Source organism: Streptomyces sp. NPDC002671 (assembly GCF_053592475.1).
Window position 1 is genome coordinate 107,530 of the sequence record NZ_JBSFVU010000014.1, and the last position, 25,265, is coordinate 132,794.

At 72.0% G+C, this 25,265-nt stretch carries 21 protein-coding genes; 11 read left to right on the forward strand and 10 right to left on the reverse strand.

The annotated features are described in order from the left end of the window. Positions 1 to 125: 125 nt before the first annotated feature. The 5 genes from ACWD35_RS22705 to ACWD35_RS22725 all read right to left on the reverse strand — a co-directional run bounded on the left by ACWD35_RS22705 (position 126) and on the right by ACWD35_RS22725 (position 4,534). A complete protein-coding gene (locus tag ACWD35_RS22705; protein ID WP_451353095.1) occupies positions 126 to 1,931 on the reverse strand; it encodes an alkaline phosphatase family protein in 1,806 nt (601 codons plus the stop codon). 183 nt (positions 1,932 to 2,114) lie between these two features. Then, positions 2,115 to 2,534 carry a hypothetical protein gene (locus ACWD35_RS22710; protein WP_451353096.1) on the reverse strand — a complete coding sequence of 140 codons (420 nt, stop codon included), beginning with the start codon at positions 2,532 to 2,534 and terminating at the stop codon, positions 2,115 to 2,117. A gap of 59 nt (positions 2,535 to 2,593) precedes the next feature. Further along, positions 2,594 to 3,124, reverse strand: coding sequence for a DUF2231 domain-containing protein (locus ACWD35_RS22715; protein ID WP_451353097.1), 531 nt, complete (start codon positions 3,122 to 3,124; stop codon positions 2,594 to 2,596). Between the two features lie 53 nt (positions 3,125 to 3,177). Further along, entirely contained in the window at positions 3,178 to 3,711 is a 534-nt protein-coding gene (locus ACWD35_RS22720) for a hypothetical protein (RefSeq protein ID WP_451353098.1), read from the reverse strand. A gap of 85 nt (positions 3,712 to 3,796) precedes the next feature. Further along, entirely contained in the window at positions 3,797 to 4,534 is a 738-nt protein-coding gene (locus ACWD35_RS22725) for a helix-turn-helix transcriptional regulator (RefSeq protein ID WP_451353099.1), read from the reverse strand. Positions 4,535 to 4,721: 187 nt separating this feature from the next. On the opposite strand from ACWD35_RS22725, the gene ACWD35_RS22730 reads away from it, so the two are divergent. The 3 genes from ACWD35_RS22730 to ACWD35_RS22740 all read left to right on the forward strand — a co-directional run bounded on the left by ACWD35_RS22730 (position 4,722) and on the right by ACWD35_RS22740 (position 7,648). Further along, complete coding sequence (locus tag ACWD35_RS22730) at positions 4,722 to 5,549, forward strand: ZIP family metal transporter (protein ID WP_451353100.1); 828 nt, start codon at positions 4,722 to 4,724, stop codon at positions 5,547 to 5,549. Positions 5,550 to 5,831: 282 nt separating this feature from the next. Beyond that, positions 5,832 to 6,698, forward strand: a complete 867-nt coding sequence (locus ACWD35_RS22735) for a menaquinone biosynthetic enzyme MqnA/MqnD family protein (protein WP_451353101.1) — start codon at positions 5,832 to 5,834, stop codon at positions 6,696 to 6,698. A 173-nt stretch (positions 6,699 to 6,871) separates the two neighbouring features. Continuing rightward, a complete protein-coding gene (locus ACWD35_RS22740; RefSeq protein ID WP_451353102.1) occupies positions 6,872 to 7,648 on the forward strand; it encodes an isoprenyl transferase in 777 nt (258 codons plus the stop codon). Between the two features lie 67 nt (positions 7,649 to 7,715). Here ACWD35_RS22740 and ACWD35_RS22745 read toward each other — a convergent pair whose 3' ends face one another. Beyond that, positions 7,716 to 9,299, reverse strand: a complete 1,584-nt coding sequence (locus ACWD35_RS22745; protein WP_451353103.1) for a hypothetical protein — start codon at positions 9,297 to 9,299, stop codon at positions 7,716 to 7,718. Between the two features lie 562 nt (positions 9,300 to 9,861). On the opposite strand from ACWD35_RS22745, the gene ACWD35_RS22750 reads away from it, so the two are divergent. From ACWD35_RS22750 to ACWD35_RS22775, 6 genes are all read left to right on the forward strand, one after another. Next, the gene (locus ACWD35_RS22750) at positions 9,862 to 10,290 is read left to right on the forward strand and encodes a DUF2267 domain-containing protein (RefSeq protein WP_451353104.1); all 429 of its coding nucleotides are present in this window, start codon (positions 9,862 to 9,864) and stop codon (positions 10,288 to 10,290) included. Between the two features lie 127 nt (positions 10,291 to 10,417). Further along, the gene (locus ACWD35_RS22755) at positions 10,418 to 10,711 is read left to right on the forward strand and encodes an ATP-binding protein (protein WP_451353105.1); all 294 of its coding nucleotides are present in this window, start codon (positions 10,418 to 10,420) and stop codon (positions 10,709 to 10,711) included. Positions 10,712 to 11,083: 372 nt separating this feature from the next. Then, positions 11,084 to 11,932: a hypothetical protein gene (locus ACWD35_RS22760; protein WP_451353106.1), complete on the forward strand. Its 849-nt coding sequence runs from the start codon at positions 11,084 to 11,086 to the stop codon at positions 11,930 to 11,932. Further along, positions 11,929 to 14,067, forward strand: coding sequence for a bifunctional serine/threonine-protein kinase/ABC transporter substrate-binding protein (locus tag ACWD35_RS22765; RefSeq protein ID WP_451353107.1), 2,139 nt, complete (start codon positions 11,929 to 11,931; stop codon positions 14,065 to 14,067). Before ACWD35_RS22760 ends, ACWD35_RS22765 begins: the two co-directional genes overlap by 4 nt. Positions 14,068 to 14,069: 2 nt before the next feature. After that, a complete protein-coding gene (locus ACWD35_RS22770) occupies positions 14,070 to 16,208 on the forward strand; it encodes a bifunctional serine/threonine-protein kinase/ABC transporter substrate-binding protein (protein WP_451353108.1) in 2,139 nt (712 codons plus the stop codon). A 217-nt stretch (positions 16,209 to 16,425) separates the two neighbouring features. Continuing rightward, positions 16,426 to 17,454, forward strand: coding sequence for an AI-2E family transporter (locus tag ACWD35_RS22775; RefSeq protein ID WP_451353185.1), 1,029 nt, complete (start codon positions 16,426 to 16,428; stop codon positions 17,452 to 17,454). A 195-nt stretch (positions 17,455 to 17,649) separates the two neighbouring features. Here ACWD35_RS22775 and ACWD35_RS22780 read toward each other — a convergent pair whose 3' ends face one another. The 3 genes from ACWD35_RS22780 to ACWD35_RS22790 form a co-directional block, all read right to left on the reverse strand. Beyond that, positions 17,650 to 18,984 (reverse strand): vanadium-dependent haloperoxidase, encoded by a 1,335-nt coding sequence (locus tag ACWD35_RS22780; RefSeq protein ID WP_451353109.1) that lies wholly within the window; start codon positions 18,982 to 18,984, stop codon positions 17,650 to 17,652. A 240-nt stretch (positions 18,985 to 19,224) separates the two neighbouring features. Further along, positions 19,225 to 19,899, reverse strand: a complete 675-nt coding sequence (locus ACWD35_RS22785) for a hypothetical protein (protein WP_451353110.1) — start codon at positions 19,897 to 19,899, stop codon at positions 19,225 to 19,227. A 161-nt stretch (positions 19,900 to 20,060) separates the two neighbouring features. Continuing rightward, on the reverse strand, positions 20,061 to 21,488 hold the full coding sequence (locus ACWD35_RS22790; protein WP_451353111.1) for an MFS transporter: 1,428 nt from the start codon (positions 21,486 to 21,488) through the stop codon (positions 20,061 to 20,063). A gap of 122 nt (positions 21,489 to 21,610) precedes the next feature. On the opposite strand from ACWD35_RS22790, the gene ACWD35_RS22795 reads away from it, so the two are divergent. Then, complete coding sequence (locus tag ACWD35_RS22795; RefSeq protein WP_451353112.1) at positions 21,611 to 22,276, forward strand: TetR/AcrR family transcriptional regulator; 666 nt, start codon at positions 21,611 to 21,613, stop codon at positions 22,274 to 22,276. A gap of 71 nt (positions 22,277 to 22,347) precedes the next feature. After that, positions 22,348 to 22,947, forward strand: a complete 600-nt coding sequence (locus ACWD35_RS22800; protein ID WP_451353113.1) for a hypothetical protein — start codon at positions 22,348 to 22,350, stop codon at positions 22,945 to 22,947. 24 nt (positions 22,948 to 22,971) lie between these two features. On the opposite strand, the gene ACWD35_RS22805 is transcribed toward ACWD35_RS22800, so the two are convergent. Beyond that, a complete protein-coding gene (locus ACWD35_RS22805) occupies positions 22,972 to 25,260 on the reverse strand; it encodes a lantibiotic dehydratase (RefSeq protein WP_451353114.1) in 2,289 nt (762 codons plus the stop codon). Positions 25,261 to 25,265: the final 5 nt, after the last annotated feature.

Sequence of the window (25,265 nt, forward strand, 5' to 3'; positions counted from 1 at the left end):
CGCTGAGGTGCGGTACTCCCCGAGCCGAGCTCAGCGGAGCGTAGGGCACCGACTCCGCCGCGCACACGGCCGAGTGCGTCGGGCCGATCGGCGCCGACGCACTCATGAGGCAGCGATGCCGCAGGTCAGCCGACCGACAGCGGGAACGGTCCCGCCAGCACCGAGTAGCCGTCGTTGGCGAGGTAGTAGACGTCGTACGTCCCCGGGCCGCTCAGTTTGCCGGTGGAGAAGGTCAGGGCACCGCTGGCGTTGGGGGCGTAGGCCCAGGTCAGCGAGGAGCGCTGGCCGGGGGTGACGCCTGCCGGGTAGATGCCGATCCAGTTCTTCGCGCTCACCTGCGAGGCGGAGGGCACCGCGTAGCGGAAGGTGACGTTCCCGCCGTTCGCGACCGCGTTCAGGGTGCCGGTGAGGGTCGGCGCGGTGGCCGTGGACGGCGCGAAGGCGGCGTTGAGCGGGGTGGCGTAGGTGTCATTGCCGGTCAGGCCGGGCAGGCCGAGCGCCGCCTCGATGGTGCGGGCGATGCCGTAGTGGTCGTAGTGGCTGGGGCTGCTGGTCCCGGCCGGGACGGTGCCCTGGGAGCCGAGGACCGTGGTGACCACGTGGTTGTACGCCTCGTTCTGGCTCTCGTCCCAGGTCAGGACGAGCAGCGAGCGCTGCTGGGTCCAGGCCGGGGAGGCCAGCACCGGGGCCAGGGTCTGCTTCAGCCAGCCGTCCTGCGTCTTGAGGCTGGTGGCGCTTCCGTTGCCGGAGGCCTCGCCGTCGTAGTAGTCGTCGGCGGCGATCCAGGAGAAGTTCGGCGTGGTCGACGCCGACTGCAGGTCGGTGGTCAGCTGAGTGGTGTCGAAGAGGTGGGCCGCGCAGCGGGCGGCGTCGCCGCTGGTGTCCGTGTAGTTGATGAACGGCGCGTCGTCGGGCTCGTAGTAGCTGTCGTAGGTGTTCTTGGTGTTGCAGGGTGTGCCCATGCCCTGCTCGTAGGCCTTCCAGGTCTTCCCGGCCGCTTCGAGGGTGTCTCCCAGGTTCCGCTGGGGGGAGTTGATGTTGGGCCAGTAGGTGGCGCCCTTGGCGTAGGTGTCGCCTCCGGCGATGGCGAGGTAGTTCTCGTCGCTCGGGTGGTACACGCCGTGGTAGTCCGTCAGGGTCGCGCCCTGGGACATGAGGCTGTGCATGTACGGCGTGTCCGCCGGGTCGTTCATGACCTGGGAGTAGTCGGTGTTCTCCATCATGACCATGAACACGTGGTCGTAGCCGGGCACTCGGGACGCGGGCGGGGTGACCGGGGGCGGCGCGGTGACCGGGGTGTTCAGGGTGAGGGAGAGGTTGTCGAGGTAGCCGGTCTCGTGGGCGCTCGACAGGAACTGGACCTCGACCTGGATGGACCGGGTCCCGGCAGGAACGGAGCCGGTGGTGGTGCGGGCGAGGAACTCGGTGGACAGGCCGCGGTCGGTCGCGGAGACGGTGGGCAGCTTGGCCGTCGCGCCGATCGGACGGCCGCTCGCGTCGTGGAAGTGGAGGCTGACGGCGACGTAGCCGCCGTAGGTGGTCCAACCGCCCAGCCAGCCCGAGAGGTTGTACGTGATGCCGCCGCCGTCGATGGCCGTGGCCGCCGAGGAGACGTCCACGGTCTGGGTCATCGCGCCGTCGCCGAAGTTGCCCGGCGCGAAGAAGGCCTTGCCGGGTGTCCTGCCGTCGCCGGGCAGTCCGAAGGATCCGGCGCTGTGGCACATGACGTTCGGACCGCCGGCCTCGGTGGTCCAGCCGGGCACGGTGCTTGCCGCCGCCCAGTCGTCGGTGCAGTAACCGCCGGTCTCCGCGTCGCCGTTGACGATCAGATTGCCGCTGCTCCCGGCCGCCTGGGCGGGGGCGGGAGCGGTGACTGTCAGTGCGCCGAGGAGGGTGAGGAGCCCGCCGAGGGATCTCCAGCGCAGTCGCATGCGTGTACCTCGTCCCGTTGATGAGGATGCCGTGCAGGGTCATGGCCTCACGGCCTGACTGTGCACATCGAACGGGACATGAGTACGGGATGCTGGCGTCAGCTGGAAGAACCGTGACCAAACTTGACCAGACAAGTTTGCGTCGGATGGGCACCCGGTGACGGGGTGGGTCCCGGCTGCCGCCTACCCCAGCGCGGCGAGCAGTACCAGGATCAACGTCATGGCGGCGCCGACGCCGTGGGCGACGACCACGGCGACCGGCAGATGCCGTTCGGCGGGGGTCGACTCCTCGTCGGCGCCGGCCGGAACGGCGGTGCGGTACACCGGGATCCAGCGGGCGAACATCGTGAAGCCGAGGATGGCGCCGGCGACGAAGATGACGAAGGACGTCCATGCCAGGGCCGCGCGGTCGGCCGCCAGGTAGATGAGCCAGACGACCAGTCCGGCGACGGCGAGCACGAAGTGGCCGAAGACGACCGGTGCCCGGAAGCGGGTCGTCCTCGACTGCTGCTGGCGCAGACCGCCGCGAGAGATCCAGCGGACGAGGAGGATGAATCCGCCGACGGCGGTGGCCACCCAGGCGATCAATGCGGCGATGTCCATGCAGGACTCCAGTGATTCGGGAGCGCGGCGTGCACCCCGTCAGGGCGGAGTGGACCCCGTCAGGAGGGTCGGGTGCGGTATCCCTCGGCCTGCACCGACTCCTCGGCTACGCGCACGCCGTAGCGGTAGGCGAGCTTGCCGCCGAGGTAGCCGGAGAGGCCGAGAATGGCGAGCGAGACGGCGGAGAGCGCCAGCTGCCCGTATCCGACGCACTGCCCTTCGGGGTATCCGCCGTGCTGCCGCCAGGCGAAACCGGCCGCGTAGGCAGCGGTGACGGTGAGGTTCAGGGACATGTGCACCAGGGCCGTGCGGAAGGCGGGCGTGCCGGTGGGGATGGCGAACAGGTCGAGGAAGCCGGCGCAGGCCGCCACCAGCGCGCCCAGTACGCCGATCGCGATCAGCCAGGCCGAGCCGTGCGTCAGGAAGGCCGGCCGGTCCACGATCCGCGAGGCGATGTCGAAGACCAGGCTGCAGACCCAGGCTCCGATCGGTACGGTCACCAGCAGCGGATGGAACGGATGGCCGTACGGTCCGGCCAGCGCGCCGCTGACCGGCTGCTTCGCCTGCCGATGAGCCGAGTTCAGCTCCATGCGGCACCTCGCTTCGCTACCCCGTGAGCTGTTTTCGCCAACAATGGTTGGCGTTATTCGGGGGGAGGGTCAAGCGGTTGGCGAGGCTGAGCAATTATTGCTAAGCGCCTCTGAATTTTTGACGCACCCGCATTCCGTTCACGGGATTTAATGCTCGACTCCCGGGTCGCAGCCGCGTACGGCGGCCTCCGGTCCTCGCGGGTCGTCGCCCCTCTCCCGCCGAGCCAGGTGAGGAACGTCAGCACGAACATCCCCTCGACGACCAGGGACAGAGCGCCGTACGGCGGCTCCCAACTGCGTTCGTAGTAGCCGTCGGGCAGCCCCACGGTGCGCGACAGCAGAAAGCCGACGATCATGCCGGCGCTGACGAGCGCTCCGGTGAACCAGGCGAGCGCGGGACGTTTCGCCATCACCAGCGCGGCGGCCACCACGAGCATGGTGGCAGCGCCCAAGGCGAACAGGACACCGATGTAGAACTTCTCCTGAAGGTGGGTGGGGACGAGGAGCCCATGCAGAACCGTGTTGCCGACGGCACAACAGGCTCCCAGTCCACGCAGGGTGATATCGGCGGCACGGGCGGAGGTCATCATCGCTCCAGCGCTTCACACGCGCGGATAAGGCGGCTCGGCGGGGCACCGACAGTTGGGAGCCGGAGCAGGGCGTGGCGTCGGCTCACCGCTCACAGGCGATGTCGGACTCCGGAGCCCCCTCGGTCCCGTCGTCGCCGCGCAGTTCGACGCAGCAGGAGTCGGGCCGGGGGGCGAGCACCGCTGTGGTCTTGTCACTTCCCAGGCCGTGCAGGAAGCCGGCCAGGAAGGCCTGATTGACCCCGCAGATCAGTTCCGGGGCCTTCGCTGCCATGGGGTGGAAGGGGCAGTTGCGCAGCCGTAGCAAGGTGGGCCCGACCCGCTCCGGTTCGAAGCCGAACTCGCCGAGCGTCTCGGCGGCCAGGCTCAGTCCCCGCTCTGCCCCGAGGCGTCCGGGGCGCACCCGCTCGCGCTCGGCGGCGCCGAGGGCCTCCCCGCGCTGGTGCGCCACGCGCAGCGCGGCGTCGTGCGCCGACTCGTCGTCCGTTTCCGTCAGCACGGCCTCGGTCAGTACATCGGCCAGCATTCCGTACCGGCGCTCGGGGATGGTCACCCCGATGGCAATGGTCACCGGCTCGTAGAGCTTGGGCCGGCGGCCGACCTTGACGATGCCGGCCGGGGACTCGCAGCAGGTGCGGAGCAGGCCGGCTGTCACCAGCTTGTCCAGGTGGAAGGCGGCGAGCTTGCGGGAGATACCGAGGTCTTCGGCGACCTCCTCGCGCGACACCGGCCGCCGCGCCTGCCGCGTGAACTCGAACATGCGCCGCCGCGTGGCGTCGCCCAGGACGGCCAGGGAAGTCAGCGAAGCATGATCCAGGCCCACACCGACAGTTTATCGCCAACGACCATTGGCGAAAAGTGCACTCTGACACCTTTTGACGATCCCCCTGACGATGATCACGCAATGTCAAGGTCAAGCTTTCCTGAAGCCTCACCCTCTGAGCTTGTTAGGTAAGGCTCACCTCCCTTACGTTCTGGGCGCTTCCTGTGCACGTCAAACCGGAGTCCCCATGTCCAGCACCAACATCGCCCTGCTCGGCGCCATCGCAGGGTTCACCATCTATCTCGGCCTGCCGCTCGGCCGCCTGCGCACCCCCACGCCCCGCCTCAAGGCCGGGCTCAACGCCGTGGCCATCGGCATCCTGATCTTCCTGGTCTGGGACGTGCTGACCCACGCCTGGGAGCCGGTCGACGAGGCGCTGAGCGACCACAAGTGGGGCACCGTCGCCTCCGGCGGCTTCACGCTCGCCGCGGGCCTGACCATCGGACTGGCCGGACTCGTCCACTACGACGCCTGGATCGCCCGCCGCCGGGCCGCCGCCGCACGCCCCGCGGGCCCCGGAGCCGCGGCCACCACCGAGCTGGCGCCGCGGACGCGCAGCCAGGCGGCTTCACTCGCCCTGATGATCGCGACCGGCATCGGCCTGCACAACTTCGCGGAAGGCCTCGCGATCGGCAACTCCGCCGCCAAGGGTGAGATCTCCCTCGCCGTCCTGCTGATCACCGGGTTCGGCCTGCACAACGCCACCGAGGGCTTCGGCATCGTCGCCCCGCTGGCCGCCGAAGGCGAGCGCCCCTCCTGGCTCACCCTGCTGTGGCTCGGCCTGATCGGCGGCGGCCCGACCTTCCTCGGCACGCTCGTCGGCCAGCACCTCGTCAACGACACCCTGTCGATCGCCTTCCTCGGCCTCGCCGCCGGTTCCATCCTCTACGTCGTCATCGAGCTGCTGGCGGTCGCCCGCAAGTCCGGACTCAAGACCCTCACCACCTGGTGCGTCCTCCTGGGCCTCCTCCTCGGCTTCGCCACGGACGCCGTCGTGACGGCGGCCGGAGCCTGAGACCACGTCGCTTCAGGGGCCTGATCCACACGACGGATCGGACCCCTGAGTGTTTTCGCAGTCCGGATGTACGCCGGTGGCGGGCGAGCTTCTCCAACTTACGGACGATCGGATTCGGATTGGCCCGGGCGGCGTACGCCGTACCCGCTGCCGTGGTCATTACCCGAATTCCCTGAATTCGCCGAGAGGTTGTGGCGTCACACCCTGGTCATGGCGTCCGTTCCCCCGCCGAGACCGGGCCGTGTATGGCTCAGCTTCGTCCGCCCTCGTAGGGTGATCGCCATGACGTCCATCAGCGTGACCAGCCACCCGGCGACCCGACCGCGCGTCGGGCGGAGTGGATTCCTGACGTGCGTTCCCCTGTACTGGGGCCTGGCGCGGAGTGCCGCTCTGCTGGACATCGACCTGGTGCAGGACACGCCGGACCGGCTGACCGGGCGGCTGCTGTCCGGGGACGTGGACGTCAGTGCGATCTCGTCGGTCGAGTACCTGAGGTACAGGAGCGATCTGGTGGTGCTGCCCGACATCGCCGTGGGGAGTGACGGCCCCATCCAGTCGTCCGTGATCGTCACGAAGGTGCCGCTCGACGAGCTGGACGGCCGTACCGTCGCGCTCGCCACCACGAGCCCCACCTCCGCGCAGATCTGCCGGCTGGTGCTGGAGAAGCAGTACAACGTTGCTCCCAGGTACGTGACGCAGCCGCCGGATCTGGAGGCCATGCTGAGTTCGGCCGATGCTGCCGTGCTGACCGGGGACGCCGCCCTGGCGATGACGCTGAGCCCGCCCGCTCGCCCCGGTCTCCACGTGTACGACCTCGGGGAGATGTGGAAGCGCTGGACGGGGCTGCCGCTCGTGCTGGCCGTGTGGGCGGTGCGAAGAGAGGCGGCGGAGCAACGGCCGGACATCGTCGACCTGGTGCACCGCAGCCTGCTGGCCGCGCGTGACCTGGCGCGGAGCGAGTCCGCCGTACTGGCCGGGCGGATGGCCGCGTGGGAGCCCTTCAGTTCCGGGAAGTTGGAGGACTTCTTCACGCGGGTGCTCGACTTCTCCCTCGGGAAGCGGCAATGGCTGGGGCTGAGGGAGTTCGCGCGCCATTCGGGCAACGGTGAACTCGCTCTCGCCGCGCCCGGGCCCGGGCCCGCCCTCTGATCGTCCGGGGAGGGGCCAGGCGCCCGCACCTGCTTGCCGCCTGCGCCGACTCGGTCGCGAAGCCGCCGTCCCCCCAGGGCAGTTAACCACAGTCGTATGCAGAGGCAAATACTGCTTCCGAGGCTGAAACAGATATCGTGACCCGCACCCCCGGTCGTTGAAGGAGTGTTGGCGTGGCCTTGAAGGCTCTGCGCTCGGCGTTGGAAGTGGTGTATGTGCGGCGCCTCGCCCGCAAGATGGAGGGCCTGCCCCGGCCGCGCCACGTCGCGATCATGCTGGACGGCAACCGCCGCTGGGCGCGCGGTGCCGGGCACGACGACGTGCGGGAGGGCTACCGTGTCGGCGGTGCCAAGGTCACCGACTTCCTGCGCTGGTGCACGGACGCCGGGATCAGGCACGTCACCCTGTGGATGCTCTCCGACGACAACCTCAACCGCCCAGCCAACGAACTCGGCCCTCTGCTCGGGATAATCGAGGAGACCGTGCAGCGCATCTGCTCGGTCGACGAGCCGTGGGAGATCGAGATCATCGGCGCGCTGGACCTCCTGCCCGGCGACACCGCCCGCGTCCTGAAGGAAGCCGTCTCCCGTACCACCGGCCGCAGCGGGCTGAAGGTGGACGTCGCCGTGGGCTACGGCGGGCGCCGCGAGATCGTGGACGCGGTCCGTACCGCTTTCGACAAGCACATGGCGGCCGGTGGCGATCCGCGCGACCTGGCGGCCGACTTCGACCTCGAGCACATCACCGACAACCTGTACTCGCCGACCGGTTACGACACCGACTTCATCATTCGCACCTCGGGCGAGCAGCGGCTGTCCGGCTTCCTGCTCTGGCAGTCCGCCTACGCCGAGGTGCACTTCGTCGATGTCCTGTGGCCTGCCTTCCGGCAGATCGACCTGCTGCGTGCGCTGCGCTCGTACGCGGCCCGCGACCGCCGATACGGCAGGTGACGGCACCCGCACCCGGACGACGGAGCCGCGGTCGGTCTTCGAGGGTCGACCGCGGCTCCGTCGTCGCTCAGGTGCCCGACCCCAGGGTCTGGGTCGTGTAGGCGCACTCGGTGTAGACGTAGCCGGAGCGGAGCTTGGCGGTGTCCGAGGCCGGCGTCGCGGTGCTGCCCCCGTGCGGCTTGTGCACGAAGTACGTGGTGCCGACGGGGAGGCTGAGCGTGCGCTGCGGGTAGTGCCTGCCACTGTCGTCGCAGGGCTTGAAGCCGTACCTGAGCGTGTCGCCGAGGCTGTACGACCTGCAGCCGCCGCACCCCTTGAGGGTGAAGCTGCCGGTGACGGGGCCGGTGTAGAGGACGGTGACCTCGTCAGGGCTGTCGTTCTTCACCGTGACCGAGATGCTGCCGCCGGAGGCGGTGGTGGGCAGCTTCTTCCCGGCGGCCGGGAGCGTCTGGGCAACCTCGGCGGCGATGGCGAACTTCTTCGCGCGGGGCACGTTCCCGTGGTGCTTGTTGTCGGCGACGAACTGCTCCATGGTCTTCTGGGCTGCTTCGAAATCGCCGTCCTTGTACTGGTCGACTCCGCAGGAGTACTGCCCCACACTGCCGCTCCTGTCGGCACGGTCCGCGGCCTTCGCCAGTCCGCCGTCCGTGTCGCCCGACGACGTCGACAGCTCGCCGATCTTCGTGTTCAGAGTGCGCAACCGCTCCACGGCCGAGCAGGGTTCGTCGCCGCGGACGGCCTTCTCCGCCGTCTTCACCGCCGAGTTGACGGCGGGTACGACCTTGGCCGCCGGCGCGGAGCGGGGGAACGTCTGGAGCAGGTCGCCGAAGTGGGTGTCCCAGTCCGCCTCGCCGGTGGACAGCCCGCTCGCTCCGCACTCGTACAGCGACGTGGCCAGCCGGTCGTCGGGCCAGCGGGCGAGCGAGCCGAGCTGGTCCTTCGGCATGGTGTCGGGCACGGTGCGCAGGTACTTCAACGCGTCGATGGCACCGCAGTAGTTCTTGTGGCTGTAGGCCGCGCCGACCGTGGTGTAGTAGCCGCGCAGCCGGTCGGGGACCTGGCGGGCCGCGAGCGAGCCGGAGTGGTGGAGCGCGAGGTCCCGGTAGGTCCTCAGGGCCGCCCGGTAGCCCGTTTCGGCTGCGGCGAAGGTCTTTCCGTCGCCCGCCGCGACCAGGTGGTCGGCCTGGTCCAGACGGTCGAGGAGCTGCTGCTCGACGGCCTCGTCGTGGGCGTCTTCGTACCACAGGCTCCCGCCGGCCGGTACGGCGAGCAGCAGCACGCCCAGCACGAGCGCCAGGGGTGCGCGCGCCGGCCAGACAAGCCTGGTGCGCCGGCCGACTAACGCTCCGTGGACGGCTGCCGCCAGCAGGAGGACGGCGTAGGCGGTCAGCGCTGCTCCTGGGACGCCGTCGGCGTCCGCGGGCAGGGCCACGAACAGCAGGGCGGCGGTCGCCGCCCAGCAGGCGGCCATCGCGAGCCGGCGCCGGACCAGTGCGTAGCCGAGGCCGAGACCGCTCAGGTTGAGCAGCGCCACCGCTGCCGCCCGCCAGCCGTCCGGGGCCGCGGGCGGCGGGCCCGGCGGTATCGGTGGCACCGGCGGCACGGCGAACCCGTAGCCCCCCTGGCTCGGGCCGTACGGACCTTCGGACATGATGGCTCCCCCCATCAACAATGCCCGCATGTCTGCGGATCCGCAGTTTATGGGGTTTCTGTACGGACCCGACAGAGGGGGAGCAACGGGACGCTGAAGTGTAACTTCCCCTGAGCCACCGGTAGTTGAATCCGGTAACCGCGTCACCGCGTCACCGCCACGGCCAGTACACAGGTCGGTTCATGAAGGCCGCTGGATGCCTTTGCAAGCAAGCGCATCCCCGTGCCGCCGCCCCAGCCGGCACCGGCGACCCATCACGGCCCGCAGCCACTCCCCGACTCAGCGTCACCACTCTGCGGCCCGGCGCGAGCATCACCCTTCCCGCCGAGATCGGGTACTCGCCGACGGCTACCGGCTGCACCTGGCGCTGGGCGGCTCCCCGGCAGGCGGAGCCTCACCTTCACCGTCGTCCACGACGGCGCCGTCCCGGCCTGGTCGGCCCAGCAGACGACGCACGTGGCCGACGTGACCAGCTCCGGCCCCGGATAGCCGACGGTCGGCAGGCGCACACAGGGGTACTCGTCCGGGGCCGTGCGGACATCGGGAGGAAGGGGCCGGCCTCATGCACCACGACGAGATGATGATCCAAGTGCAGGCCCTCGCCCAGCTGCCCGACCGGGCGGCGGCCGAGCGGGTCGCGCACGCTGTAGTGAGCACGCTGGCGGAGCGGCTGCCGTCCGGGCTCGTGCGGCATGTGGCCGCCCAGCTGCCGCCGGACATGGCGGAGGCCATGCGGCAGGTGGTGGACGCGTCCGCCGATGCCGACTCCGGCACGTCGGGCGAGCATTTCGGGCTGATCGTGTTCGCCGGGCGCATCGCGGACCGGACCGGTACGGACGAGGACACGGCGCTGCGCGAGGCCGCCGTCGTCCTGGAGGTGCTCGACGCCGCACTCGCGCCGGAACTGACCGAGCGGATGGCGGACGCGCTGCCCGCGGACATCCGCGAACTGATGCCGGTGGGACGTGCCACCGAGAGCGCCGGTGGCTGACAAGTTTCCCTGCGCGCCCGCGCCATGCCCCGACCGCCGATAATGATCAGTCGCGCAGGTGGGTACCGCCGGGGTCGGAGGGGATCGCGTGGGGGCTGGGCACAACAGGGAGGCGGCGGGGGCTCGTGTGACGCCGTTGGTCGGCCGGGCCAGGGCACTCGCGCGGCTGGAGGCGGTGCTCGCCTCGGGCGGTGAGCCCGGGACCTCGGTGGTGGACATCACCGGGGAGGCGGGCACCGGCAAGAGCCGGCTGCTCAGCGAGGTCTGCCGCAGGGCCCGGCAGCTCGGTTTTACGTCGCTCCGGTGCTGTACGGCTGTGCGCGCGGCGAGGCGGACCGGTCCCGGCTGCACCGGGCGACGGCCGCGCTGCTGTCCCGGATCAGCGGCCCCGGGCTGCTGGTGGCCCGCCGGGCCCGGCTGAGCCCGCCGCCGCTCGCCGCCTCACTGACCCGGGGCGTGGAGGCCGGCACGGTGCTGCGGCCGGGCAGGCACAGCCGCCGCCCGCGTCGGGCCTCACGTCCCTACTGCTGGAGGAGCTGGACCCGCTGTCGGCCGATCAACTCCGGACCCTGGACGACACGGACGGCCCGCACTCGCCGTATCAGGGGCTGCGCCCGACGGAGCGACCGGAGAGGTTCCGAACTACTGCGGATACGTAGGGAGTTACGTGGTACCACGGACGTGCGGGCCCCGAATGATCTGCGAGATTGACCGACGAGTTGAGGAAGTGCCCGCCCCTCGCGGACGGACCGTGGCCGGTGCGCGCGAGGCAGGCGGGGCGGAACGGAGAAGCGTGGGACACGCAGGGACGCACAGGCGCGGCGCGCGCCGGTGCGCGGTGCTGGCCGTCTGCGGGATGGTGCTCGCCGGATGTTCGAGCGGGGGTGACAAGGCGAGCGGGGACCACAAGACCGGCCGGAGCGGCGGAGCGAGCGCGTCGGCCGCTGCGTCGGCGAGTGCGCGGGCGGACGAAGATGGCGCCGCCGCGGCCGATCCGCGCTTCCGGGCGGACCCCGCGCGCCTGCCCCGGACCCCGGCCGCGGCCCTGGACCTGGTGCGTGCCGTGACCGCGGGTCCGGACAGCTACGGGCCCGGCTACGCGCGGCGCAGCCCCTACGAGAGCGACCCCAGCACCTGGCCGGTGCTCGGCGGCAACTGTGTGTGGCAACAGCAGCGCCTGCCCGGCGACGTGCTGGCCAGCCTCACCCGCTACAGCAGGCTCCCGGCCGGCGGCGGCAAGGGCGAGGTGCGCACCGCGGCGACGATCACCGTGCATCGCACCACCGCGCAGGCCGACTGGGAGATCGCCGAGACCCTGGAGGAGGCGCTGCGCTGTCCCGACCAGCAACTGCGGGCGACCCAGCGGATCTCCGGGCTGAACTCCGTCGGCTCCGGGTACGGCACCAACGGCAACACGTCCGCCGACGACGTCCTGATGGAGATGGGCAGTTACCTCGACCCGGCGCTCGGCAAGAGCGCGACGGCCTACCTGTGGTACCAGGTGCGGCTCGGCCCGGTGACGATCGCCGTCGCCGTCGAGGGCGGCAAGGGCTTCGCGCAGGCCGATCTGCTGACCGTGCAGGAACGGTCCGTGGCCGCGATGGAGACGAAGGTACGTACGGAGCTGGGAGCCTCGAAGTGACCGACCGTTCGCTGCGTCCCTCCGACCCGTCGTTCGTCGGTGGCCACCGGCTGCTCGCCCGGCTCGGCGAGGGCGGGATGGGTGTCGTCTATCTCGGGCGTACGGAGTCGGGGGCGCTGGCCGCCGTCAAGGTGATCCAGGCCGAGTACGCGCACGAGGAGGAGTTCCGGGCCCGGTTCCGCCGTGAGGTGCGGGCGGCGGAGCGCGTGGACAGCCCGTGGGTGGTGAAGGTGACGGGCGCGGACCCGGAGGCCGAACAGCCTTGGCTGGCCACCGCGTTCGAGCCCGGCCCGGCGCTTGCCGAGGCCGTCGCCCGGTTCGGGCCGCTGCCGCCGCGCGCCGTGCGGGTGCTCGGCAAGCTGCTGGCACGGGCACTGGGCGCGGTGCACGCGGCCGGGCTCGTCCACCGGGACGTGAAGCCCGGCAACATCCTGCTCGCCGCCGACGGACCGCGGCTGATCGACTTCGGCATCGCCCGCTCCGCGCACGACACCGCCCTCACCACGGCCGGGCTGGTGATCGGCACCCCCGGTTTCCTCTCCCCCGAGCAGGCCGCCGCCGAGCCGCTCTCCCCGGCGAGCGACGTGTTCTCGCTGGGCTGCGTGCTGGCGTACGCGGTGACCGGGCGGCCTCCGTTCGGCAGCGGGGCGACCGACGCCCTGCTGTACCGGACCGTGCACGACGATCCCGATCTCGAAGGCGTGCAGCCGGAGTTGGCGGCCGTACTGCTGCGCTGCCTCGCCAAGGAGCCCGGCGAGCGGCCCTCGCCGGCCGAACTGGACGCCGCGCTGGTGGAGGACGTGCCGTCCGGCACCGCGGACTGGCTGCCCGCCGATGTCGTCCGCATGATCGCGGAGCAGTCGGCGGCGATGCTGGCCCTGCCCGAGATCGAGGCCACCCTCGCCGCGCCACCGGCGGCGCCCGTCGCCTCCCGCCGGGGCTTCCTCGCCGCCGCGTCCACGGGGGCCGCCGTACTGGCCGCAGGAGGCGGGGTCGCGGCCTGGGCCGCCCTGCGCGGCGGTGGCGCGAGGAAGAGGTCCGCGCCAGGCTGGGCGATCGGGGTGCAGGCCGACCTCAGCGGTCCCGGTAAGGCGGCCGGGCAGGCCCAGGAGCAGGGCGCGCGGCTCGCCGTGGAGCAGTTCAACGCGCGCCGCGACAGGCCGTTCACGCTGGAGCTGCGCACGGCCGACGACGGCGGCAGCGCCGCACGCGCGGCGACAGCGGCACAGCAACTCACCGACGACGCCGATGTGTTGGCCGTCGTCGGATCCAGCACGGATGTCACCACGCAGGCCGCGCTGCCGGTCTACGACGCGGCCCTGCTGCCCGTGCTGAGCATGTCCGCCGGACAGAACCTGTTCCAGAACGTCCGGTCCTTCGTACACGGGCGCCCCCTGCACAACGCGGTCGCGATGAAGCTGGCGTTCCACTGGGCGGCCACGAGTGCGGCGGTGCCCGTCGGTCTGCTGCTGGACCGCAGCGGCGGCGATGTCTCGTGGATGAGCATCCAGATGGTCAACCTGATCGTCCGCAAGTACGGCGACCTGATCGTCCGGAAGCACGGCGACGCGACCCGTCCCCGGGTGATCCCCGCCGGTACGACCGACCTGGCGCCCGCGCTCGACGACATGCGGTCGGCGGGCATCAAGGCCTTCGTGTACGCCGGTCCCCTGGAGGGCGCGATCCGGGCCGCCCAGGGGATGGCCGACTTCGAGGGGCCCAAGTACGCGGCCGAGCCCGCCCTCGACGCCCGCTTCGCGGCCGAGCCCAGCGCGGCGGGCTGGACGGTCGTGGCGAGCGCGATCGGTCCCGCCGCGCCCCAGGTCCGCTCGTTCGCGCAGGCGTACCGCGCCCGGTACGGGCATGCGCCGGGCTTCTGGGCGGCCGAGGGCTACGACGCGGCGAACCTGCTGATCCGGCAGCTCACCGCGACCGGGGGGCGGCGGCCTGCGCGCAAGGCGCTGATCGGGCCGCTGATCAAGGCCAAGTACCACGGCATCACCCGTGACTTCGCCTACGATCCGCAGTATCGGCAGCTCAGTACGCCCGCCAGCTTTGTGCACCAGGTGCATGGGGGCGCCTTCCGCTATCTGGGTCCGGCCCCGGACAAGGCTCCGGCCCTGAAGGGGATGTGACGGTGCGTCCACTGACACCGGGCGATCCCGAGGCCGTTGGCGGCTACCGGCTGCTGGCGCGGGTCGGATCCGGCGGCATGGGCGTGGTGTACCTGGCGCGCTCGGAGGGTGGTGCGCTGGCCGCCGTCAAGGTCATCCGGGCCGAACACGCCGCCGATCCCGGGTTCCGGGCCCGGTTCCGGCGGGAGGCGCGGGCGGGTGCCCGGGTGGACGGCCGCTGGACCGCGCCGGTGCTGGCGGCCGACCCGGAGGCCGTCGCCCCGTGGCTCGCGACCGCGTTCGTCCCGGGCCCGTCGCTCGCCGAGGTGGTCTCCGGGCACGGCCCCCTGCCCGCGCCGACCGTGCGCGCGCTGGGGGCCCGGCTGGCCGAGGCGCTCGCTGCCGTGCACGCGGCCGGGCTGGTGCACCGTGACATCAAACCGGGCAACGTGCTGCTCGCGCTCGACGGCCCGCGTCTGATCGACTTCGGTATCGCGCGGGCCGGCGGCGCGACCGCGCTGACCGAGACGGACGTGGTGATCGGCACGCCCGGCTATCTGTCACCCGAGCAGGCGCACGCCCGCGACGGTGAAGCGGGCCCGCCGAGCGACGTGTTCTCCCTGGGCTGTCTGCTGGCCTACGCGGCGACCGGGAAGCCCCCGTTCGGCAGGGGTGTGCCGGCCGCGGTGCTCTTCCGTACCCTCCACGAGGAGCCGGACCTCGCCGACGTACCGGACGAGTCCCTGCGGGAGGTGCTCGCCCACTGCCTCGCGAAGGATCCGGCCGGCCGTCCCACCCTGCCCGAACTGCGTGCCGCGCTCGGCGACTTCGGCGCCGACGACTGGCTCCCGGACGGCCTGCCCGCGATCGTCGCCGAACGCTCGGCGGAGGTTCTGGAGCTGCCCGAGCCGCTGCGCGCCCAGGTCCCGGAGGACCCGCCGGCCGCGCCCAGCCGCCGCCGGTTCCTGCTGCTGGGCACGTCGACGGCCGGGGTGCTGGCGGCGGGCGGGGCCGGCGCCGTGTGGCTCGCCACGAGACGTTCCGCGTCCCCCGCTCGGCACGGCGCGCCGCCCTTGCGCACCATCGCCGTACATGCCGACCTGACCGGCCCCGGAAAGGCGCTGGGCACGGCGGTCGAGCGGGGCGTCCGGCTGGCCGTGGCCGAGCACAACGCCCGCGCGGACCGGACCTTCGGCCTCGCCGTCCAGGTCCACGACGACCGGGGCGACGCCGGCCGGGCGCGGGAGGTGGCCCGGCGGCTCGTCGCGGAGGGCCGGGTGTGCGCGGTCATCGGTCCGACGTCCGACGCCACCGCGCTCGCGGCCCGGGACATCTACAACCGGGTGCCACTGCCGATGATCACGGCGTGGGCGGGCGCGGACGAGCTGTACGTCACGGTGTCGACCACCGCGCCGGCCGTGTTCCAGCTCCGGCCCAGCGACTCGGCGCTCGACGCTCCGCTCATCCACTACTTGACCAGCGTCCGCCCCGCCCTGCGCACGGCCCTGATCGAGGACGGGGCAGCGCCCGGCTTCAGCTGGCTGATCGCGAAGTTCATCAAGGCCGCCCCGCCGTCGAAGGGCACGGTCGTCACGCACACGGTTCCCGCCGGCAGCGACGACTTCGGTCCGGCCGTGGCCGCCGCCCTCGCCGCTCGGGCGCAGGCCGTCGTCTACTGCGGTCGCTCACCCGAGAGGGCCGCGGCGTGCGCCCGGGCCCTGCGGGCGGCCCGCTTCACCGGTACGGCCGCGGCGACGCAGCCGGTGCTCGGCCAGGCGTTCCTCGACCACGCGGGCGCGGCGGCCGAGGGCTGGGTGTTCTCGGCGACCTACGTGGACCCGGCACGCATGAAGTCGGCCACCGGGTTCGTACGGTCCTACGAGCGGCGGTACGGCGTCCGTGGCGTCCCGGTCGGTGCCGCGGAGGGCTACGACGCCTCGGGCCTGGTCGCCGCTGCCCTCGCCGCAGTGGGCACGGGCACCGTGGATCCGGGCGCCCTGATGCACCGGGTGCGCGCACTTTCGTACCGGGGCGTCACCCGGACCTTCGCCTTCCGCAAGGGCCCCGGAGATGTGGAGATGCGCCCCGGGCTGTTCCTGTGGCAGGTGCGGAAGGGGGTGCCCGTCTTCCTGGGGCAGTACCAGACAGTGACGGCTCCCTGAGAGGGTCGGGCGCGTTGTACGGGCCACTCCCCCGGCTTGCCTTTACGGTTCTCTCGATGTGACCGACCGTCAGAGGCGGCCACGGAGAGGAGTCGGAGGAGTGGTGGGCGAGGGGCGCCGGTCGGGCCGCGCGGTGCTGGGCAGCCGGCCGGCCCACTCGGTCCGGCTGCCGCCGTCCGGCCGCGCCGAGCTGAGGGAGTCGCTGACCGAGCGCGGGATGGGTTGGCTGCGGGTCGCGGCGGCCTACTCCTGGCGGCTGATCCTCGTCGGCATCGTCGTCTACGGCGTCTTCAGCGTCCTCGGCCGCTTCCAGCTCATCGCCGTGGCCCTGTTCCTCGCACTGGTCGTCACCTCCGTCCTGCGCCCCCTGACGGATCTGATCGACCGGGCGCTACCGCGGCCCCTGAGCGTCGCCGTCGCGCTGGTGGGCAGCATCCTGGTCCTGCTCGCGGTGCTGGCCCTGGTGGGCAACGCGGTGGCGAACGAGTCGGCCACGCTGGTCGGCGAGTTCCGCCACGGCATCCACCGGATCGAGGGGTGGCTGCAGGGTCCGCCGTTCCGGCTCAGTCCCGGCAAGCTCGCCGACCTGCAACGCCAGGTGACGGACTATCTCACCGCGCACCGGTCCAGCCTGCTCAGCAGTGCCGTGACCGGGCTCGGCCGGGTGGTGGAGGTGGTCACGGGCAGTGCACTCGCGCTCTTCGCCTCCGTCTTCTTCATCCATTCCGGCGAGCGCCTGTGGGCATGGGCGCGCGACGAGTTGCTGCCCAGCCGTGCCCGCCCGGCCTGGGACCGGGCGGGGCGGGCGGCGTGGCGGACCTTCGCCGGGTACACGCGCGGCATCATCATCGTGGCCGCCACCAACGCCGTCCTCGTCGGTATCGCCCTGCTGGTCCTGCGGGTACCGCTCGCGCTGCCGCTGACGCTGCTGGAGTTCTTCGCGACGTTCGTGCCGCTGGTGGGCTCACCGGTGGCGCTCGGGGTGGCCACGGTCGTCGCCCTGGCCGGACGCGGACCGCTCACGGCGGGGGCCGTACTGATCCTCATCGTCGTGATCGGCCAGCTCGAAGGGCATGTGCTGCACCCGCTTGTGATGAGCTGGGCGGTCCGGCTGCACCCGCTCGTCGTGGCCGTGTCGGTCATCGCGGGCAGCATCGTGGCCGGCGTGATCGGTGCCGTGGTGGCCGTGCCGCTCATCTCCGTGCTCTGGGCGGTGCTGCGCGCGCTGCGCACGGTGCCGTCATGAGGTGTCAGCACGGGGTGTCGCCGTGAGGCGTCAGCGCGGGGTGGCGAGCGGGACGTCGTCCGCGTGGTCGTCGCCCTCGCTGTCGCTCAGGCCCACGCAACGGCCGTGGGGCTGACGGAGCCGCTTCCCCCGCCCGCGAGCGCCCGCCTCTCCGTTGCAGAGGCGGGCGCCTGCATGCCGGGCCCCGCGGATGACTTACGACCCGACGGTCTTCATCTTGTGCGTAAAGACCCAGGTGGCGATGTTGTCACCGAGTGTCATTCCGTCGCTCGCGTCCCACGGGTAGTGGACACCAAGCCAGACCCGGCTGTCCGCGTCCTCACGTGCGGCCTGGCTGAAGCTGGTGAACGTGCGCGTCTTGACCGGGGACTTGGGGTCATCGGTCGAGGCCGTGAAGGTGATGTCGTCGCTCTTGAAGTACTGCCGCATGATCCCCGCCCATGCGGCAGCGAAGGCGGCGTGGCCGGATGCCCACGCCGGGAAACACGGCGTCGTGCCCGACAGCGGCTTCCACGTGGTGTCCTTCAGGCCCTCGCGGATCGCCGAGACAGGACGCCAAAGGTCGATCGGCGTCTGGTACTTGACGTCCCACTCGGCGATGGCCGCGTCCGCCATGGCGATCGAGACCAGCGCGAAGAGCCGAGAGCTCTGATAGGTCGTCAGCCCTCGGTCCCGCGACACCCTGGCCGTGATGTCCAGCAGTTGGCCCGGCGGCTTGTAGGTGCCGTTCGGGTCATTGGCCCAGAACCAGGCCGCCGCGGTCTGGTCGGTCGTACGAGCCGTGGAGCCGGCGGCGCCGAGGGTCCGCACCTGCTCCACCTGCGCGGTGTAGGCCGGGCTGGCGAGCAGGCTCTCGTACGAGGCGTACTGCCCCGGAGTCGACGGCCGGAACTGGGAGCCGGAGGTCAGTGCCCACGGCTTGACCTTGCCCCACTCCGGGATGGCGGCCTGGCTCGCCTGGCTGCAGCCCGGGTCCGGCAGGTCGGGGTAGCTGGTGGGCAGCCAGGCGCCGGGCTTGCCGTCCGGGGTGTAGACGGCCTGGCTGTCCGAGCCGTCGGCGTTGCGGAAGTTCCACATGTTGGTGACGACCGTGTTGAGCACGGTGGCGTCGAGAATGTCGAAGTCCGTGGGGCTGGTGCCGAACCGTTCCTTGAACTTGTTGTCCAGATACGTCGTCTGGTCGGGAAACAGCTTGAGCAGGATGTTGTAGGCGGTGCGGCCGATCACCCGCTCCTCCTCGCCAGGACCCTCCAGCCACGCGGCGTCGTTGACCGCCTCGAGGTAGGGGTCGGAGGTCATGGTGTGCCAGCGGAGCTGGTAGGAGCTTTCGGCGTCGTAGATCGCCGCGTTCATCTCGGCGGCGGCCCGCGAGATCGGACCCGGGGCGCCCCCGGCCGTTCTGATTGCACCGATCAGGACGTTGTTCCAGTACAGGACCGGGTCGCCGGTGTAGTTGGGGGCCGCGGAGGCCGGCTGGGGCGTGAGGGCGAGCGCGCCCGCGGCCGTGGCGAACACGGTCGCGAAGGTCACGGCCTTGGCGCGTATGCGACCGCGTCTTCCTCGCTTCATACGACCTTGTGCGTGGCCTGACGTGCAGCTTTTCGTGCGGCTTTTCGTGCGGAACATGCGGGACAGTTCCTCTCTGCCGATGCGCTGTGCCTTGCGCGCCGCAATCTAGGCCGGGCCCGCTTCGGGACACATCGGGCAGGCGGCGGACACCACGGTCATCCTTGGGGCGCAGTGAACGCCGGTGTAAACCCTGGCGGTATGTCACCCGACCCTGGCGTCGGCCACGACTGCCTGGATGTCCGCCGTGACCGACGGGTCGGGCGTGCCCATGGTGATCCCGAGGAGGAACGAGGTGCGCTCTCCGCGGATCGTCACCACGGTCATCCGCAGGACTGCAGTACCTCCGTCGTCGGTGCTGATCCGGAGGACGACCGTGTGCGCGGGCTGGCCGTCCACCTCGGTCGCCTGGGACGTCGCGAGGGTGGCAGGCCGGTCCGGGAAGAAGAACTCGGCGTTGGAGCGGGCCGCCTCCTCCGTCGCCCGGCGCAGGTCGGCGCGGGCGACGGTCTGTCCGGCGCGGCCGGCCAGCACGGTGGCACCGTCGGAGGAGCCCGCGCCTGACGTCCGGCTCATCTGGGACGAGAACCCGTCGACCAGGTGCTTGTCCTTGGCGGCGTCGTGCTTCCAGCCCTCCGGGACGGCGTACGAGAGCCCGGCCCGCGTGTCGGTGACCCGGGGTCTGCCCGCGAGCGGACCGGAACTACCGTCCTGCATCCACCAGTTGGCGGCCACGGCACAGACGGCGACCACGACCAGCGCCACCAGTCCGATCAGCAGCCGACGCCGCCACCGAGGGGGCGCGGGCTGCGGCTGCGATGCTTGGCCCGGGTACGGGTAGGGCTGCTGGGCCTGGGGGAACGGTGAGGGCGAAGTCATGCCCTCAGCCTCCAAGAACTCCGTGGCAGGGCGCCTGAGTTGTCGTACTCATCTTCCGCCGGACCGTACCTGAGCAGCAGGCGGCAGCGACAGCAGGGCGGGGCGGGTGCGGTCGCAGTCGTCCTCGGCGAGCAGGCCGAGGACGACCGTCCGGCCTGGCGTCAGTGCACGTGCGGAGCCCCGGTCGTCTGCGGCCTGCTGTGCGGTACGAGGACCAGGCAGGCCAGGGCGCTCACCGCGGCGACGGCCGCACTCGCGGTGAACGCGTCCCTGAATCCGCCGACCGCCCCGTGCTCGATCCCGGATGCGGCGACCGTGGACAGTACGGCGACGCCGACCGAACCGCCCACCTCGTGGAAGGTGTTGACGACACCGGAGGCGAGTCCGGCCTCCTCCGGGGCGACCAGGGCGAGCGCGGTGGTCGTGGCGGTGACGAAGACCGCGCCGACGCCGAGGGAGGCGAGGACCAGGCCGGGCAGCAGACTGGCGTACACGCTGCCGTCGCCCGACAGCCGGGCGAGCGGCACCGTGCCGGCCGCCCCGACCGCCAGGCCGGCAACCGCCGTGACACGGCTGCCGATCCGGCCGACGAGCCGGGAGCCGAGGTGAGCGCCGAGACCCGTGCCCACGGCGACCGGCAGGAAGAGCAGACCGGTCCTGAGCGGACTGAAGCCGCGCAGCTGCTGGAGGTAGACCGAGCCGAGGAAGAAGAAACCGATCAGCAGCGCGGTGGCGACCAGCATCAGAAAGGCACCGGCCACCACCGGGCGCCGGGTGAGCATCCGCAGGTCCATCAGCGGGGCCCGGCTGGCGCGTTCGACGGCGGCGAACGCGCCGTACAGGACCAGGCCGGCGAGCAGGGGCAGGACGGCGGTCGTGCTCCCCCAGCCGGCGTCGCCCGCGCGTACCAGGCCGTAGATCAGCGCGCCGGTTCCCGCGGTGACCAGGACCGCGCCGGGCAGGTCGAGCCGCGCGGGCCGCGGGGCGTGGCGCGGGAGCAGGCCGGGCAGGACGATGAGCGCGAGGACGCCGACCGGGACGTTGAGGTAGAACACCCACTCCCAGCCGGGCCCGTCGGTCAGTGCGCCGCCGAGCAGGACGCCCGCTGCCGAGCCGGTGCCGCCGAGCGCGGCCCACACGCCGAGGGCCTTGTTGCGCTCGGCGCCATGGAAGCTGGTGGTGACGATCGACAGCGCGGACGGGGACAGCAGTGCGGCGCCGATCCCCTGGAAGACCCGCCCGGTCAGCAGCATCGGCGCACCGGTCGAGAGCCCGGTGCCCAGCGAGGCTGCGGTGAACACCGCGAGACCGGCGAGCACCGTGCGGTGGGCGCCCAGCGCGTCGGCAAGGCGGCCACCGAGCAGCATCAGCCCGCCGAAGCACAGGGTGTAGGCGGTGACGACCCAGGTGAGCGCCTCGCGGCCGAGGTGGAGGTCGGCCGCCATGTCCGGCAGGGCGACGTTCACGACCGTGACGTCCAGGACGAGCATGAACTGGGCCAGGCAGAGCACCGCCAGCATCGGCCGGCGGCGCGGTAGGGGCGGCGCGGACGTGTGCTCCGCGTGGATGGTGTGGTGGGCATGGCTCATGACGGTTCCTCCGTGCGGCCGGGGCGATCCCTGGCGGTCCCTGACGGTTACTGAACTGAACTGTACGGCTCAGTTCAGTTGAACTCAACCGTTCAGTTCAGGTACCCGGGTAGACTGCGCTCATGACCTCCACGAAAGCCGTGCCGCCCGCCAAGCAGCCCCCCACCGGCCCGCGTGCCGAGGCCAAGCGGCAGGCCATCGTCAAGGCCGCCCGCGAGCTGTTCCTGCGCGACGGATTCGACGTGAGCGTGGACGCCATCGCGACTGCCGCGGGCGTGTCCAAGGTGACCGTCTACAACCACTTCGGGAGCAAGGAAGCCCTGTTCATCGGGGCCGTCAAGGACTCGCTCGACGCCCCGCTGGGCGCCAGCCTGGCCCAGGCGATCGAGCACCTCACCAACGCGGGCGACCTGCGCGAGGCGTTCACCGCGACGGCCCGCGCCTGGGTGCACGGCATCCGCAGCAACCCCGATGTCCTCAACCTGCGCAACGTCGTCGCCCGCGAACTGCACCGCTTCCCCGAACTCGGCGCCGTCTGGCAGGGCGCCGGACCGGCACGCCACCACCCCGTCGTGGCCGGCGCGCTGCAGCACCTGGTGGACGCGGGCCGGCTCGACATCCCCGACCTGGAGGTGGCGATCCTCCAGCTGTACGCGCTGCTGCTCTATCCGCATCTCGTCTTCAGCGCCTACGGCACGACGATCGACGACGACCTCACCGACCGGCTGATCGCGAGCGGGGTCGACATGTTCCTGGGCCACTACATGCCGCGCCCGGGCGGGAGTTGAGGCGGACCGGTCTGTGCGCCGTACGGGACCCGGTCGGGGCCCGGCCGGCCGGACCCGGCAGGATGATCCCCATGACTCCGATCACCGGCATGGATCTGACCGGCTTCACCGCACGTGAGCCCGGCGTGTGGACCGACGCGGCGGGACTCGTGCTCTCGGTGCACTTCTTTCCGCTCGTGCCCGATCTGCCCGCCCCGCTGCACGAGGTGGACCGGCTGCAGGCAGGGCTGGCTGCGGGGGTCGGCGGGGCCGGAGGCGGTCTCATCGAGGCGGTGCCCGGCACCGTGGACGGGGTGCCGGCGGTCCGTCAGCTGGTGAAGGTGCCGCGGCCGGGCGGGCCCGGGCAGGTGTTCCTGGGCTCGTGGACGATGCCCAGGGACCGGTGCAGCACGGTCGTGAAGGTGCAGGCGGCGGAGGGTGCGACGACCGGCATGCGGGAGGCCATGGTGCTGGCCCAGGTGGGTCCGGAAGCGTACTTCCGTCCCCACCCCTACGGCGTCGGCGGGCAGTTCGGCGGGCTGCCGTATCACGCGGGCGACGACGGGCAGTGGGACGCCCACTTCCCCGACCACCCGCTCACCCTGGTCCGGGCCGCGCTGAACCGCATCACACCCACGGTCACGCTGGACGACCGCTTCAAGCAGCTGCCCGCCTTCCCCGGCCCGGCGTAGCCCGCCCGCCCCGCGCCCCTCACCTCAGGGGGCCGGCTCGGTGTCGAAGGCCACGAACCTCAACTCCGAGGTGTAGCGCCTGCCTTCGCCGTCAGTCAGCCAGGTCTGCTCCGGCGTCGGCAGCATCTCGGTGATCGTCACCGTGCCCTCGGGGTCCTTGCGGGCCAGCCGGCGCAGCGCCTTGGCGAGGATGGTGACGTACACGGGGCTGTCGAAGTCGACGTAGAACGGCCGTGATTCGGTCGGGGAGACGACGAACACGAATCGGGGCAGGCCGAGTTCGGCGCGCCAGTGACGGGCGCGGACGAACCGGCGGGCCTCGTCCTTCTCCTCGGCGAACTCCGCGCCCGCCGCGGGCACCCGCCAGGTCTCCCGGGCGACGACCATCCGGTCCACGGTCACCCGTGGCGAGTGGTCCGCCTCCGGGAGGAAGCGGCACAGGTCCATGGCCAGGGTGGTCAGGACGTGGGAGAAGACGTCGATCGCAGGGAACACCGAGCCGTCCGGGAGCACGACGACGAGGTCTCCGTCGCGCTCCTCGACCCGCGCGTCGGCGCTGCGCACCGTGCGCGGCCGGGCGGGGTCGGCCGTGAAGTCGGCCAGCGCGACCTGGTGGTCCTCGGGGCGTACAAGGGTGTGGCGGACGCGGGCGGACAGGCGGGCGCGGTGCTCCTTGGGGATCAGGGGCAGCAGGCGCGGGCCGGGGTGGTCGCGGTCGGTGAGGGCGAACAGTTCGCGCACGTCGGGGTGCTGGTGAGTGAAGAGGGAGGCGCCCAACGTGTTGGCGGCGATGTGGAGTTCACCGAGAACGAGGGCGAAGTCGCCGCGCGCGACGGCCTCGGCGCCGTCGGCGGCGATCATCAGGTCCGGACTCAGATAGCGGGCGGCCGTCCAGCCGCCCCCGCTCGTTCCGAACTCCTCGGGGACCCGGTCCTCGATGTCCGCGAGCCGTACGGACACCCTGCCGGCGCCCGGCGGTACGGCGAGGACGCGCTGCCAGCGCTCGGCGAACTCCCCTTGCAGGGCGGTGGCCGCCGCGCGGGCGGGGCCGTGCAGCACGGGCAGGCAGCCGAACCAGAACGACGCCAGGTCGACCGGGCCTTCGACGGCGAGCCGGTCGTGCACGCGGCGCGCCTCGGCCGCCACCGTCGCGGCCAGCCGGGAGGTGAGCCAGCCGGCGCTGTCCATGAGAGGCCGCAGCGGGCGCAGTGCGTCGAGGACGGCCGGGCCGAGGCGGGCGGTCGCGGCCCGGCGCGTGTCGGAGTACACCAGGGCCCGGCAGGGGGCGGTGGACGCGGACTTCTCCCGTACGGCGGGCGTGGCGGTCAGGTCGGTGAACTCGCGCTCCAGGTCGGTCAGGGCCGCGACCAGCTCGTCCACGTCCCGGGCGGCAGCCACCTGGGCGCGCCCCTGCTCCAGCCGGTCGAGGGCGGCGAGGCCGCGCTCGCGCGGTTCGCGTGCGCCGACGGAGTCCAGCCAGGAGCGCAGGGCGCGGTCGGGGTGGGTGCCGGCGGGGACTTCGAGGCGCCACACCACCCAGCGGCGGGCGACCAGGTCGGCCAGGACAGCCGGCACATCGACGTCCGGCAGCTCGGCAGCGACCTGCCGGGCGGGCCGGATGCCGTCGCAGCGGGCGAGGACCGCGGCGGCCTCCGGGGACACGGTCACCGGGCGCCGCCCGGGCACCCGGACCCGGTCGCCGTCCAGCGCGACGAAGGGCACCCGCCGGGGTGCGATCCACTCGCGCAGGGCCGGGTCGCCGTCCAGGGTCTTCGCGAGCGCGTCGATGCCCCAACTCGCCCAGTAGACCGTCGAGTCGGCGATCAGGCTGGACCCGGTGTCGACGGCGACGCCCTGTGCGGCCGGGTCCCAGCGGCCCCAGCCGACCGGGCCGAAGAAGCCGATGGTGTCGTTCTTCACGCAGAACCGCTGCCAGTAGTGGGCGACCAGTTCCTCGCGCTGGCGCGGCATGCTGCTGCGGCTGTCAACGCTCGGCGTCCAGCGCAAGAACGGGGCGATTCCCGAGGCGAGCACCGGGCGGTTCTGCCAGGCGACCGCCTCGCGGAAGGCCGGTATGCGGGCGATGTTCTGCAGGGTGTGGGCGGTCTCGACGGCGACGCCCGCGAACAGCGGGGCGAACTCCCGCCAGCGGGCGCCGTCGAGAGTGTCGCCGGAGGCGAACTTGTCGGCCGCCGTGGCGAGTCCGACCGGGGCGAGGCGCAGGACGCCGTCGGCGGGGAAGCCCGGCCCGCGCAGGGCGAACTGCTCCCACAGCCGCCAGCGGCCGAGGGACGGCACGAGGTCTTCGGTCATGGCAC

What these genes read in the sequence shown, in the direction of transcription:
- ACWD35_RS22705 (WP_451353095.1), bottom strand. Translation starts at nt 1,931, where the DNA reads ATGCGACTGCGCTGGAGATCCCTCGGCGGGCTCCTCACCCTCCTCGGC.
- ACWD35_RS22710 (WP_451353096.1), bottom strand. Translation starts at nt 2,534, where the DNA reads ATGGACATCGCCGCATTGATCGCCTGGGTGGCCACCGCCGTCGGCGGA.
- ACWD35_RS22715 (WP_451353097.1), bottom strand. Translation starts at nt 3,124, where the DNA reads ATGGAGCTGAACTCGGCTCATCGGCAGGCGAAGCAGCCGGTCAGCGGC.
- ACWD35_RS22720 (WP_451353098.1), bottom strand. Translation starts at nt 3,711, where the DNA reads ATGACCTCCGCCCGTGCCGCCGATATCACCCTGCGTGGACTGGGAGCC.
- ACWD35_RS22730 (WP_451353100.1), top strand. Translation starts at nt 4,722, where the DNA reads ATGTCCAGCACCAACATCGCCCTGCTCGGCGCCATCGCAGGGTTCACC.
- ACWD35_RS22735 (WP_451353101.1), top strand. Translation starts at nt 5,832, where the DNA reads ATGACGTCCATCAGCGTGACCAGCCACCCGGCGACCCGACCGCGCGTC.
- ACWD35_RS22745 (WP_451353103.1), bottom strand. Translation starts at nt 9,299, where the DNA reads ATGTCCGAAGGTCCGTACGGCCCGAGCCAGGGGGGCTACGGGTTCGCC.
- ACWD35_RS22750 (WP_451353104.1), top strand. Translation starts at nt 9,862, where the DNA reads ATGCACCACGACGAGATGATGATCCAAGTGCAGGCCCTCGCCCAGCTG.
- ACWD35_RS22775 (WP_451353185.1), top strand. Translation starts at nt 16,426, where the DNA reads ATGGGTTGGCTGCGGGTCGCGGCGGCCTACTCCTGGCGGCTGATCCTC.
- ACWD35_RS22785 (WP_451353110.1), bottom strand. Translation starts at nt 19,899, where the DNA reads ATGACTTCGCCCTCACCGTTCCCCCAGGCCCAGCAGCCCTACCCGTAC.
- ACWD35_RS22790 (WP_451353111.1), bottom strand. Translation starts at nt 21,488, where the DNA reads ATGAGCCATGCCCACCACACCATCCACGCGGAGCACACGTCCGCGCCG.
- ACWD35_RS22795 (WP_451353112.1), top strand. Translation starts at nt 21,611, where the DNA reads ATGACCTCCACGAAAGCCGTGCCGCCCGCCAAGCAGCCCCCCACCGGC.
- ACWD35_RS22800 (WP_451353113.1), top strand. Translation starts at nt 22,348, where the DNA reads ATGACTCCGATCACCGGCATGGATCTGACCGGCTTCACCGCACGTGAG.
- ACWD35_RS22805 (WP_451353114.1), bottom strand. Translation starts at nt 25,260, where the DNA reads ATGACCGAAGACCTCGTGCCGTCCCTCGGCCGCTGGCGGCTGTGGGAG.